16 protein-coding genes and 5 tRNA genes are annotated in these 12421 nt (G+C 31.7%); 1 reads left to right on the top strand and 20 read right to left on the bottom strand.

The genetic code is table 11. The annotated features are described in order from the left end of the window. Window positions 1-21: 21 nt before the first annotated feature. The 17 genes from rplL to nssR form a co-directional block, all read right to left on the bottom strand. A complete protein-coding gene (gene rplL / locus FBE87_RS02355; RefSeq protein WP_002858569.1) occupies window positions 22-399 on the bottom strand; it encodes a 50S ribosomal protein L7/L12 in 378 nt (125 codons plus the stop codon). 20 nt (window positions 400-419) lie between these two features. Then, a complete protein-coding gene (rplJ, locus tag FBE87_RS02350; RefSeq protein ID WP_002858610.1) occupies window positions 420-899 on the bottom strand; it encodes a 50S ribosomal protein L10 in 480 nt (159 codons plus the stop codon). Window positions 900-1050: 151 nt separating this feature from the next. Then, window positions 1051-1752, bottom strand: coding sequence for a 50S ribosomal protein L1 (rplA, locus tag FBE87_RS02345; protein WP_002854928.1), 702 nt, complete (start codon window positions 1750-1752; stop codon window positions 1051-1053). A gap of 54 nt (window positions 1753-1806) precedes the next feature. Continuing rightward, entirely contained in the window at window positions 1807-2232 is a 426-nt protein-coding gene (gene rplK / locus FBE87_RS02340) for a 50S ribosomal protein L11 (protein WP_002779452.1), read from the bottom strand. A gap of 25 nt (window positions 2233-2257) precedes the next feature. Beyond that, window positions 2258-2791 carry a transcription termination/antitermination protein NusG gene (gene nusG / locus FBE87_RS02335; protein WP_002851098.1) on the bottom strand — a complete coding sequence of 178 codons (534 nt, stop codon included), beginning with the start codon at window positions 2789-2791 and terminating at the stop codon, window positions 2258-2260. 9 nt (window positions 2792-2800) lie between these two features. Continuing rightward, complete coding sequence (secE, locus tag FBE87_RS02330; RefSeq protein ID WP_002854985.1) at window positions 2801-2980, bottom strand: preprotein translocase subunit SecE; 180 nt, start codon at window positions 2978-2980, stop codon at window positions 2801-2803. Between the two features lie 18 nt (window positions 2981-2998). After that, window positions 2999-3074, bottom strand: a tRNA-Trp gene (locus FBE87_RS02325). 12 nt (window positions 3075-3086) lie between these two features. Beyond that, window positions 3087-3245 carry a 50S ribosomal protein L33 gene (gene rpmG / locus FBE87_RS02320; RefSeq protein ID WP_002793551.1) on the bottom strand — a complete coding sequence of 53 codons (159 nt, stop codon included), beginning with the start codon at window positions 3243-3245 and terminating at the stop codon, window positions 3087-3089. A 52-nt stretch (window positions 3246-3297) separates the two neighbouring features. Then, the gene (gene tuf / locus FBE87_RS02315; protein WP_002855271.1) at window positions 3298-4497 is read right to left on the bottom strand and encodes an elongation factor Tu; all 1200 of its coding nucleotides are present in this window, start codon (window positions 4495-4497) and stop codon (window positions 3298-3300) included. A gap of 68 nt (window positions 4498-4565) precedes the next feature. Beyond that, a tRNA-Thr gene (locus FBE87_RS02310) sits at window positions 4566-4640 on the bottom strand. Window positions 4641-4744: 104 nt separating this feature from the next. Then, window positions 4745-4821 (bottom strand) — tRNA-Gly (locus tag FBE87_RS02305). 6 nt (window positions 4822-4827) lie between these two features. After that, a tRNA-Tyr gene (locus FBE87_RS02300) sits at window positions 4828-4913 on the bottom strand. Window positions 4914-4962: 49 nt separating this feature from the next. Further along, a tRNA-Thr gene (locus tag FBE87_RS02295) sits at window positions 4963-5038 on the bottom strand. 91 nt (window positions 5039-5129) lie between these two features. After that, on the bottom strand, window positions 5130-5891 hold the full coding sequence (locus tag FBE87_RS02290) for an amino acid ABC transporter ATP-binding protein (RefSeq protein WP_002858600.1): 762 nt from the start codon (window positions 5889-5891) through the stop codon (window positions 5130-5132). A gap of 1 nt (window position 5892) precedes the next feature. Beyond that, entirely contained in the window at window positions 5893-6549 is a 657-nt protein-coding gene (locus FBE87_RS02285; protein WP_100621692.1) for an amino acid ABC transporter permease, read from the bottom strand. After that, the gene (locus FBE87_RS02280) at window positions 6542-7243 is read right to left on the bottom strand and encodes an amino acid ABC transporter permease (protein ID WP_002858512.1); all 702 of its coding nucleotides are present in this window, start codon (window positions 7241-7243) and stop codon (window positions 6542-6544) included. The genes FBE87_RS02285 and FBE87_RS02280 overlap by 8 nt, the downstream gene beginning before the upstream one ends. Window positions 7244-7258: 15 nt before the next feature. After that, window positions 7259-7855 (bottom strand): nitrosative stress-sensitive transcriptional regulator NssR, encoded by a 597-nt coding sequence (gene nssR, locus FBE87_RS02275; RefSeq protein ID WP_100621693.1) that lies wholly within the window; start codon window positions 7853-7855, stop codon window positions 7259-7261. 94 nt (window positions 7856-7949) lie between these two features. Here nssR and ctb point away from each other — a divergent pair, with 94 nt between their 5' ends. Beyond that, on the top strand, window positions 7950-8333 hold the full coding sequence (ctb, locus tag FBE87_RS02270) for a truncated hemoglobin Ctb (protein WP_002858471.1): 384 nt from the start codon (window positions 7950-7952) through the stop codon (window positions 8331-8333). On the opposite strand, the gene recG is transcribed toward ctb, so the two are convergent. The 3 genes from recG to FBE87_RS02255 are packed head-to-tail and all read right to left on the bottom strand — an operon-like array spanning window position 8330 to window position 12409. Further along, entirely contained in the window at window positions 8330-10153 is a 1824-nt protein-coding gene (recG, locus tag FBE87_RS02265; RefSeq protein ID WP_100621694.1) for an ATP-dependent DNA helicase RecG, read from the bottom strand. The genes ctb and recG overlap by 4 nt on opposite strands. Next, a complete protein-coding gene (locus FBE87_RS02260) occupies window positions 10143-11363 on the bottom strand; it encodes a pitrilysin family protein (protein ID WP_002858609.1) in 1221 nt (406 codons plus the stop codon). The genes recG and FBE87_RS02260 overlap by 11 nt, the downstream gene beginning before the upstream one ends. Continuing rightward, window positions 11363-12409 (bottom strand): dehypoxanthine futalosine cyclase, encoded by a 1047-nt coding sequence (locus tag FBE87_RS02255; RefSeq protein ID WP_002868792.1) that lies wholly within the window; start codon window positions 12407-12409, stop codon window positions 11363-11365. Before FBE87_RS02255 ends, FBE87_RS02260 begins: the two co-directional genes overlap by 1 nt. Window positions 12410-12421 lie beyond the last annotated feature (12 nt).

Here is a 12421-nt window from a genome sequence, read left to right as displayed (position 1 = left end):
TTCTAACTTTAAAGCTTAAAATTACTTAAGTTCTACTTTAGCACCAGCTTCTTCAAGTTGTTTTTTAGCTTCCTCAGCTTCAGCTTTAGCCACACCCTCTTTTAGAGTTGAAGGAGTTTGCTCAACTGCATCTTTTGCTTCTTTAAGACCAAGGCCTGTAAGAGCACGAACGATTTTAATAACTTCAATCTTTTTAGCACCGCCATCAGTTAAAACGATATCAAATTCAGTTTTTTCTTCAGCAGCAGCTACAGCACCACCAGCTACAGCACCACCAGCTACCATTACAGGAGCAGCAGACACACCAAATTTTTCTTCAAATTCCTTTACAAGTTCTGATAACTCAAGAACACTTAAATTTGAAATATATTCTAATACATCTTCTTTAGAGATTGCCATTTTTTATCCTTTTATTTAATTTATTCAGATTCTTTTTTATTTTTAAGCGCATTTAAACCTATTGTGAAATTGGTAATTGGCGCATTCCAAACTTGCAAAAGCATAGCAAGCAACTCATTGCGTGAAGGCATTTTAGCAAGAGCTTTAACCTTAGCAACATCTGCAACTTCGCCTTCAATATGAGCTGTTTTGATTTCAAATTTATCGTTATTTTCTTCAAATTTAGCAGCTACTTTTGAAACACTTAGCTGATCTTCGCCCCAAAGATAAATATTTGTATCTTTAAGAACTAGACCTGTTTTACCGGAATTGTTAAGAGCAATGTTAGCCAAAGTATTTTTAACAATTTGAACTTTTACATTGTTTTCTCTTGCATTATTTCTAAGCTCTTCTAGTTTTTTTGTGCTAAGACCTCTGTAATTACAAACTACAATAGCTTCACTAGCTTTAAAACCTTCTTCAAGTTTAGCAATAATCTCAACTTTTTCGCTTCTAGTCACATTTTCTCCTTTCCGATTGAGATTTCAAGTAGAGTGGAAATCCAATTAAGCTTACGCCTCGACTATCTTCAATCTAAAATAAACATTTCAAAAAATCAAAAATTTTTTCAAATGTTTATTTTAAAACAAAAGAGTTGCAAAAAAGCAACTCTTATTTCATATCAAGCAATTCTTGTGTTTCAAGCTTTACAGAAGGGCTCATTGTCAAAGATAAAGCCGCATTTTTAATATATCTACCTTTAGCTGCAGCAGGTTTATGTTTGTTAATTGCCTTTACAAAAGTGCTAACATTATCCCATAATTGTTCTTTGGAAAAACTTACTTTACCAAGACCTGCATGGATATTTCCTTGCTTATCAACACGGAAATTTACCTGACCACTTTTTGCATTATTAACTGCTTGAGCAACATCCATAGTCACTGTTCCAGTTTTAGGATTTGGCATTAAACCTTTTGGCCCTAAAATTCTACCAACTTTACCAACAAGTCCCATTAAATTTGGAGTAGCAATCAAAACATCAAAATTCATATTACCTTTTTGAATTTCTTCTACTAAATCATCGCTACCCACAATATCTGCACCAGCATTTTTCGCTTCATCAGCTTTTGCGTCTTTTGCAATTACAGCAACACGAACTTTTTTACCCGTTCCAGCAGGTAAAACAACAGATCCTCTTACCATTTGATCTGCATGTCTTGGATCAACATTAAGTTTTAAAGCAATTTCTACAGTCTCATCAAATTTAGCAGACTTTAAAGTCTTTATTGTATCAATTGCATCGCTTAAAGCATACTCTTTATTTGAATCAATTTTTTGTGATAATTCTTTTAATCTTTTTGCTATCTTAGCCATTTATTTTCTCCGCATTTTAAAGTGCTACCGCCTTTTACCTTGGCGGTGAAAGGATTAATCTACGATTTCAACACCCATAGAACGAGCTGAACCTGCAATAATTTTAGCAGCTTGATCTCTATCTTTAGTATTTAAATCTGCAATTTTCTTATCTACTATTTCTAAAACTTGAGCACGAGTTAACTTACCCACCTTATTTTTAAGTGGATTATCCGTACCTTTAGAAATTCCAGCTGCTTTTTTGATCAAATCCGTAGCTGGCGGTTGTTTTGTAATAAAAGTAAAACTTTTATCTGCATAAACAGTGATAACAACAGGGATATTAAAACCTGCCATATCTTTTGTTCTTTCATTAAAAGCCTTACAAAACTCCATAATATTAACACCTTGCTGACCCAAAGCAGGACCAACAGGTGGTGATGGGTTTGCTTTTGTGGCAGCAATTTGCAATTTAATTTCGCCTACGACTTTTTTAGCCATAACAAATCTCCTTACTTGATATAAATTAAATTATTTTCTCAACTTGAGAATATAAGATCTCCACTGGAGTTGAACGTCCAAAAATAGAAACATTTAATTTTAATAAACCACGAACCATATCATACTCTTCTACAATTGCAGTAAAGTTTGCAAATGGTCCTTCTGTGATTCTCACATTTTCCCCTTCTTCAAAAGAAATCTTTGGTTTAGGCGCTGCACGATTGTGAACTTTTTCCAAAATCAAATTAATATCTTTTTCTGTTAAAGGGGTTGGCTTTTTGGATTCTCCAATAAAACGACCAACCTTTGGAAGAGATTGAATGCGATGCCAAAGCTCTGTATTTAAATCAAGAAGTGCAAAAACGTATCCTGAATACAAACTTCTTTCGCTAATCTTCTCCTTTCCATTCTTAAATTCAATAACATCTTCAGTTGGAACAACAATTTCTTTAAGTTGTTCTTCAATTCCGTTATCTTTTACTAAATTTTCAATGGCTCTTTTAACTGCCATTTCACTGCCAGCATAAGTTTGAATTGCATACCATTTATGAGTACTCATTTACTCTCCTTATACGATCGCAGAAACAATAGAGGACATAAGCCAATCCACTAACGCCAAAAACAAAGAAATCACCGCAACAACCACAAAAACTGTAATATAGGCATTTCTTACCTGTTCTTTTAAAGGAAAAATTACTTTCCTTAATTCGGCTTTTGATAATTTAAAATAAGTTATTAATTTTTCCATTTATTTAAACCTTAATTATGGCAGGGCAAGAGGGATTCGAACCCCCAACCATCGGATTTGGAATCCGGCGCTCTACCGTTGGAGCTATTGCCCTAAGGGCGCAAGCTTAACTTTTTAGCTTAACTTCTTTGTGAAGTGTATGTTTTTTTAATCTTGGGCAATATTTTTTTAATTCTAATTTTTCAGTAGTATTTTTACTATTTTTATAGGTGCTATAATTAATATCACCACATTCTTCACACTTTAAACCAACTTTAATTCTCATTTCAATTTTCCTTAAAAAATTAAAGCCAAGCTTTTAACTTGGCTTTATTAAATTATTTAATAATTTTAGAAACAACACCTGAACCAACAGTTTTACCACCTTCACGAATAGCAAAACGAGTTCCTTCTTCAAGTGCTACTGGAGCGATCAAGCTTACAGTAATTCTCACATTTTCACCTGGCATAACCATTTCAACACCATCAGCTAATTTAATCGAACCTGTAACATCAGTTGTTCTTACATAAAACTGTGGTCTATAGTTGTTAAAGAATGGAGTATGTCTACCACCTTCATCTTTATTTAAGATATAAACTTCAGCTTCGAAGTCAGTGTGTGGAGTAATTGATTTTGGTTTAGCAAGAACCATACCACGGATAACTTCTTCTTTTTTAGTACCACGAAGAAGAACACCTACGTTATCTCCTGCTTCGCCTTGATCCATTTCTTTTCTGAACATTTCAACACCTGTTACAGTTGTTGTTTGAGTATCTTTAATACCAACGATTTCGATAGTATCACCTACTTTTACAACACCTTTTTCAATTCTACCTGTAACAACAGTACCACGACCTGAAATTGAGAAAACATCTTCAATTGGCATCAAGAAGTCTTTTTCAGTATCACGAGTTGGAGTTGGAATATAGCTATCAACTGCAGCCATAAGATCCATAATTTTTGCTGACCATTCACCATCTTGTCCAGCTTTAGCTTCTTCAAGAGCTTTTAAAGCAGAACCAGAAATAATAGGTGTATCATCGCCTGGGAAATCATAAGAGCTTAATAATTCTCTAATTTCCATTTCAACTAACTCTAAAAGTTCAGCATCATCAACCATATCTGCTTTATTCATAAAAACAACAATATATGGAACGCCTACTTGACGAGAAAGAAGAATGTGCTCTCTAGTTTGTGGCATAGGGCCATCTGCAGCAGAAACAACCAAGATCGCTCCATCCATTTGTGCAGCACCTGTAATCATGTTTTTAACATAATCTGCGTGACCTGGGCAGTCAACGTGTGCATAGTGACGATTGTCTGTTTCATATTCAATATGAGAAGTAGCAATAGTAATACCACGCTCTTTTTCTTCTGGAGCATTATCGATATTATCATAATCTTTAAGCTCTGCTAAACCTCTTCTAGAAAGAACAGCAGAAATAGCAGCTGTTAAAGTAGTTTTACCATGGTCAACATGACCAATAGTACCAATATTTACGTGTGGCTTATTACGTGAAAATTTTTCTTTAGCCATTTTTTTCCTCCGTATAAAAAATAAATTGAGCAAAGCAAGTCTTATATCTATATAATTTTTTCAATTCATGGAGCTCATAGCGGGAATTGAACCCGCGACCTCTCCCTTACCAAGGGAGTGCTCTACCTCTGAGCCATACGAGCGCTCAGAAAAATTATACACAATAACAGACAACAAAAACTCTTAAATGGGATATATACTGTAAGTTAAAGGTTTTAAAATACAGCTCCCAGTTCTTTTAAATTATTGGAGCGGGAAACGGGACTCGAACCCGCGACCCTCAGCTTGGAAGGCTGATGCTCTAGCCAACTGAGCTACTCCCGCAAAGCATGGTGGTGAGTCGTGGATTCGAACCACGGAAGGCGAAAGCCAGCAGATTTACAGTCTGCCCTCGTTGGCCACTTGAGTAACTCACCATAAAAATATTGCTTTTTCAATATTCTGGTCAAACACTGCTAAAATAAATGGAGCTGGTTAAGGGACTTGAACCCCCGACCTGCTGCTTACAAGGCAGCTGCTCTACCAACTGAGCTAAACCAGCAAAAATAAAAGTAAGATTATAACTCAAAAAAAAAATTTTGTCAAGACTTTTTTAGTTTTTCTATAAAATTTTAGTCTTGTAAATTTTATTATCATAAACCAATATTATTTTTATCTATATTATGATAATCAAATAAATTTAAAAATTTCTTTGCTCTTTCGCTTTTTGGATTTTTAAAAAAACTTTTAGGATCATTTTCTTCGATGATTTTTCCTTCATCCATAAAAATAATTTTATCTGCTACAGCTTTAGCAAAACCCATTTCATGAGTAACAATAAGCATAGTCATACCCTCTTTTGCAAGATTTAACATCACTTCTAAAACTTCTCTGACAATCTCAGGATCCAGCGCTGCTGTAACCTCATCAAAAAGCATTAACTCAGGATTCATGCATAAACTTCTTACTATGGCAATTCTTTGCTTTTGTCCTCCGCTAAGTTCTCTTGGATAAGCATGAATTTTATGCAAAAGCCCCACCTTTTCAAGCCAAATTTTAGCCTCTTTTAAAACCTCATCTTTCTTTCTTTTTTGCACTTTCATAGGCCCTAGAAGTATATTTTCTTCAACACTTAAATGCTCAAAAAGCTCATAAGATTGAAAAACCATACCAACTTTTTGACGCATTCTTGGCCATTCTTTAAAATCTTTATCTATTTTCTCATTATCAATATAAATATTACCACTTGCAATCTCTTCAAGCCCATTAATACAACGCAAAAGCGTAGATTTTCCACATCCGCTAGGACCTAAAATCACCACAACTTCTTTAGCCTTAACTTCTAAATTAATATCTTTTAAAGCATGATGCGAACCATAATACTTTTGTAAATTTTCTATTTTTAGTATACTCATTTTAGCTCCATTTTTTCTCTAATTTTCTTGAATATAAAGTGATAGGATAACAAAGTATAAAAAAGATAAAAAAAATCAAACCATAAATAATAAAAGGTGCAAAATCATTTCTATTATGAAATTCTATAATTTGTTGCCCTACTTTTACAAGCTCTACCGCGCCGATTAAATAAGCAAAGGTTGTACTTTTAATCATACGAGTAAGTAAATTCATGCTCATAGGAGTTAAACGACGCATAGCTTGTGGAATAATAACATAAGCAAAACTTTGCACCGTATTTAAACCTAAAGATGATGCACTTTCATACTGATGTTTTGGAATACTCTGCAAGGAAACACGCACCAAATCCATCATCTCAAAACAACCCCAAATGCTAAAAACAATAATAGCTGCACTTGCAGAACTCAAATCCCACCCAAACCATCTAGGAAAACCAAAATACACCACAAAAAGCCATACTAAAAGTGGCATAACACGCACAAATTCTAAACCCAAACGACAAAAAGCATAGATATAGGTATTTTTAAAACTCATTAAAATTCCTAAAAATAACCCACCTATCGAAGTAATAATAATGCTGATAAATGAAATTTCAAGAGTGACAAAAAGCCCTTGCCAGAGTCTTAAAAGCGTATCGGTATTTAAAAGTTCAAGCATGAAGCAACCTTTTTTCAAACTTTAGCAAAATAAAAGACAAAGGCAAAATAATGCATAAATATCCCATAAACAACAAAAACAATAGCTCATCTGTCTTATAGGTTAAGGAATTTAAACTCTTCATTAAATTCACCAAATCTGGCAAGGCAATAATACTAACGACTGAAGTTTCTTTGATTAAAAATATAATATTAGCACTAATACTTGGCATAGAAATAGCCAAAGCTTGCGGCAAAATCACATAACGCAAATTTCCAAATTTTGAAAAACCCAAAGAAAGTCCCGCTTCAAACTGCTGTTTTCTTATGGCTTCAAATCCCGCTCTTAAACTTTCAGCCATATAAGAACCTCCTAAAAAACTAAGTCCTACTATAGCACAAGCAAAAGAAGGCCTTAAAGTTTCTTCTACGCTTAAGCAAATCAAATCAAGCGGTGGAATTTGCTCTAAATGTATATTAAATTTAGGTAAAGCATAATATAAGAAAAAAAGTTGAATTAATAAAGGCGTATTTCTTGAAAACTCTATATAAAGCTTGCAAATATTTTCTAAAATTTTTATTTTAAAATAACTCATTAAAATACAAAACAAACCTATTATCAAAGAAAAAATAATTCCAAAAAAGCTTAGTTTTATCGTAAGCCAAGCAGCCGTTAAAAAAGCAGGAGCTTGAGCTAATATAAAATCAAAATCCATTCTCTACCTTAAATTTTACCAAAATTCTTTCATGATCATATCTTTATTTAAAATTTCAATTCTACCTTTTTTTGTATCAATAAGTTCTGAAATTTTAAGTTCTTTTAACACTCGAGATAAAGATTGCGCTCTAACATTTAAATCAATTGCAATTTGTTTTTGTGAAATTGTATCTAAATTTTTTTCATTTTCCAAAAGATACTTTAATAATCTCGTCCTTAAATCTAATGCATTTTGAGATAATTTCTTTTCTAAAATTTTAATTTTATCAAAAAGTGAACTGATAAGTAAAAAATTGAATTCTTTATTTTCACTGCATAAATTTTGAAAATTAATAAAATCAATTTCCAAAATTTCTCCATCCTCTTCAAAAACAGCATTAGCAGGATAATTTAATTTTTTAAAAGCAGGCATTTCTGCTATAAAATTTGGAGGATTAAAATAATGCAAAGTAATTTCTTTATCACTTGCTGTACTTTTATAAATGCGTATTTTTCCCTTGAGTAAAATAAAAAATTTTTTAGCCTCTTCGCCTTCATAAAATAAAATACTATTTTTTTGAAATTTTTTTAATTTTCCTACACTAGATAAAAGTTCTAAATAATCTTTCATTATATAATATTTCCATTCTTAACTTATGTTAAATTTAATTTATCTTATTTTTGCTATATTAACGCCATAAAATTAACATTTAAGAAAGGCTTATATGAAATTTGAAACAATTAATCAAGAAAGCATAGCAAAACTCATGGAAATATTTTATGAAAAAGTTAGAAAAGATAAGGATTTAGGTCCTATTTTTAACAATGCTATTGGAACAAGCGATGAAGAATGGAAAGAACATAAAGCAAAAATAGGAAATTTTTGGGCAGGCATGCTTTTAGGCGAAGGTGATTATAATGGGCAACCCTTAAAAAAGCACTTAGATCTACCTCCTTTTCCTCAAGAGTTTTTTGAAATTTGGCTAAAACTTTTTGAAGAAAGTTTAAATATAGTTTATAATGAAGAAATGAAAAATGTCATTTTACAGCGTGCACAAATGATAGCTTCACATTTTCAAAATATGCTTTACAAGTACGGCGGACATTAATTTGGCAATTTTTTTGCCAAATCTTTTTTTACCTTTTCTAAAATCTCCTCATCCTTGGAAAAATCAAAAAATTTAAACTCATTTCCATGTTGCATAAAACCATCGAGCAAATCTCCACTCAAACGATTTTTAAGATCAAGCTCTGCTATTTTAAACCCATCTAAAGTGCTAGCAAATTCTTTTAAACGACTCGGAATTTCTTTAAGCTTAGTATAAAGATAGCAAGCACTTTTAAGCCCTACACGACCTACACGGCCACGAAGTTGATGTAAAGTAGCAAGTCCTAAACGTTCCGCTCCTACAATCACTATAATACTCAATCTTGGCAAAGAAATACCTACTTCCACCACTGTAGTGCTTAGTAAAATATTTCCCTCGTCTCTAAAACGCTCTAAAATTTCATCTTTTTGTTTATCTTTTCCATGAGTTACAAAAACTTTTTCATAATGACTCTGCCAATATTCTTTGGCCTGCTCTAAAGAAAGATAAGGAATCTTATCACTAGCACTCAATAAGGGATAAATAATGATAATTTGATGATTTTTAGCGATTTCTTCTTTGATCTTCTCGCTAAGCTTAGAAAAACCTTCATTTTGTATGCAATAAGTTGTAATATCTTTTTTAAAAGGCATTTGTTTAATAAAGCTAAAATTTAAAAGTTCAGATTGTATCATGCTTAAAGTTCTTGGAATAGGCGTAGCTGAAAACTGTATAAAATGAGGGGCAAATTCTTGTTTATTTAAAGAATGAATTTTCTCACGCTGAGCTGATCCAAAACGATGTTGTTCGTCTATCATTACAAGTACGGCATTATGGCTTTCTAAATGAATTAGAGCATGAGTGCCTATAACAAGATTTGCTTTTTGGATATTTTGTTCTAAATCTTTTTCTTTTTTACCCCCTTTAATAAACAAAATATTCATAAAATCAGGTAAAAATTTCTTAGCCTCTTCATAAAGCTGATACGCTAAAATACTAGTAGGTGCCATTAAAATAGCTTGCTTAGGATAAACCATCAAAGCCGCACCAAGTAAAACCAAGGTTTTACCACACCCCACATCACCCATAATCACACGCCTTTTGGCTTCTTTTGAGTGTAAATCTTTTTCTATGTCTTTTAAGGCATTAAGCTGATCTTTAGTAAGAGAAAAAGGCAAATCTTTAAGCCAATTGGCTATATTAAAAACATTGATTTGATGAGCTTTAAAATGCGTTTTTTTAGCTTTTAAACGCTTTAAAAAATTATATATTTCTATATATTTTAAATCTTTGCTAAAATTTTGCAAATTTTCAAACATAAAAAAACTTTTTTCATCATAAGCATGCAAATTTAAAAGAAAATGTATATATTTATCCTCTATGCCACTTTCTTTTAAATTTTCATAATTAAGATATTTATGTATAAAAGCAGCAATTTTTGTATCTTTTAAACCTAAAATTTGATACTTTGGACTAAAACCCTCAAAAGAAGTTAAAATTTTAGGATTGTTAAATTGCCAAGTGTGATTAAAATGCGAGAGTTTAGCATTAAAAATAAGCTCTTTTCCTACCTTACAAATACCAAAATGCCAAGCTCTAGGATGAAAAAACACAAAAGAAATATTTTCTTGCCATTCCTCACAAAAACCTAAACCAAAAAGTTGATTTTTTCTTGAACTAACGCTTTTTATAGTGATTTTTTGGGTACAAATTTCATTTTCTTTAGGATTTTTACTTGGATTTAAATTTTCAATTTTTTTAGGTAAAAGAAGCGCTAAATCAATAGCACTTCTAATTTTTAATTTTTTAAAAAATTCAAAATCACTTTCTTTAATTTTCATTTTGTATGCTTGCAAAACTTATATTTAAAAGCTCTTGATGTTTTTTAATATAAGCATTTATGGTTTCAAGTTTAACCTTTTCCATAAGTTTTAACTCTTCTTTATAATATCCCAAATTTAAACCTTGATAAAATTCGTTAAAAGACATAGATAAACGCTTGCTTAAGCTTTCATAACGCAAAGGAGTTGATCCTATGAGAAAATTTTTAGCTTGATCAAGTTCATTTTGAGTCATGCCATTTTTTATAAAATCTTCAAAAAGCTCTTTTACGATTTTTTTAGCTTCTTTAGCGCTTTCATTTTTAGTTTGTAAATATCCAAAAACTCTAGAAAAAGACATATTCATATCAAGCATAGCATAAGCTGAGTATGCAAGACCTCTTTTAACACGAATTTCTTCCATAATCCTTGAACCAAATCCTCCTTGCCCTAGCACAAATAAGGCAATTTTTGCAAGATATAAATCCTTATCTTTAAAATCAGCAAAAAAAGGCGTAGCAAAATAAATATAAGCTTGTTCACTTTCTGGGCGTACCAAAATTTCATCTTTGATGTTTTTGCCTAACTCATATTTTTTTGGAGTATTTTTTTTGCCTATTTGAAGTTTTGATAAGAGTTTTAAAAGATCTTCCTTGGCTTGTTTTTCTTCTAAATCTCCTCCTAAAATCACAACCAAATCACTAAGATGGATAAAATTTTTATAAAAATTTTGCAAATCTTTTAAAGACAAAGTTTCTATACTTTTTTCATCTCCATCATTTGGACTTTGAAATTCTTTACATTTAAAAATTTGAGCATTGAGTAAATTTTTTGCTAAATAATCAAAATCACTATTTTTACTCGCGAGCTCACCTAAGGCATTGATTTTTAATTTTTGCAAAGTTTTTTCTTCTATTCTTGGTTTTAAAAGCAATTTTTCTAAACTCTTTAAAGCAAAATCAAAATTTTCTTTCAAGCAAGAAAGATTGATTTCCAAACTTTCAAAACCACTACTTGCCTCTAAATTTATCGCTCTAAATTCTAAATCCTTAAAAAATTTATCATCCACGCCTTCATTTAAAATACGTGAAAACATCTTAGCTAAGCCTGCTATTTCATCATAACTTCTAGCACAATTTCTAAAAACAAGCTTTAAAACAACAATAGGAAAATCAGAATTTTTTTCAAAAATAAAAGGGATTTTAATACCCCTACTCTCTAAATACTGCATTAAAACCTTTCTAAAATTTCATAAGCGGTATTGCGTTTAGCTGGATTTTCGCCTAAACTTCTAATCAGCCTTATCATCTCATCTTGATTCATTCTATAACTTGCTCCTGCAGCACTTACTACATTTTCTTCCATCATAGTTGAGCCTAAATCATTGGCCCCAAATTTTAAAGCAAGCTGGCCTATAAGTGAGCCTTGAGTTACCCAAGAACTTTGTAAATTTTTAAAATTATCTAAATAAAGTCTTGCTAAAGCTAAAAGTCTTAAATATTTGTTAGAACTTTGTTTCATAATCTCTGGATGTTTTTGGATTAAAGCAGTATTATCACTTTGAAAGCTCCATAAAATAAAAGCTCTAAATCCCCCTGTTTCATCTTGTAATTTTCTCAAATGCTCAAAATGATCGATGATTTCTTCATCATTTTCAACCGTTCCAAACATCATAGTAGCTGTACTTTTCATACCAATTTTATGAGCTTGGCGATGTACTTCTAACCAAGTAGCTGTATCACATTTATTTGGTGCGATAATATCACGCACCCTATCGCTTAGCACCTCAGCACCTGCTCCTGGTATAGAAAATAAACCTTTAGCTTGCAATCTTTTTAACACTTCAGTGATTGAAATTTTAGATGCTTTTGCAATATAAGCGATCTCAACTGCTGAAAAACCATGCACAGTGATATTTGGATAATGTTCTTTTATCCAAGAAACTAATTCTTCATACCATTCTATTTTTAATTTTGGATGCACCCCGCCTTGAAAAAGAATTTGTGTTCCCCCGATAGCTTCAAGCTCTTCTATCTTTTTGCCTATCTCTTCAAAGCTTAAAATATAAGCATCATCTTCTTTATGATGGCGATAAAAAGCGCAAAAAGAACAATCAATACAACAAACATTGGTATAATTAATATTTCTATCCACAACAAAAGTGGTGATTTTTTCAGGATGAAGTTCTAATTTTCTTTTATAAGCCATTTCTCCAAGTTCTGTTAAACTTGCATGGTGTAATAAATCTAAAGCTTCTTTTTTATCCAGTCTTTTCAAAATTTTTCCTTG

This window comes from Campylobacter sp. CFSAN093246, assembly GCF_012889415.1.
Taxonomy (GTDB): Bacteria; Campylobacterota; Campylobacteria; order Campylobacterales; family Campylobacteraceae; genus Campylobacter_D; species Campylobacter_D jejuni.
The sequence above is the reverse complement of the archived record's forward strand: the minus strand, read 5'-3'. Positions and strand labels throughout refer to the sequence as shown.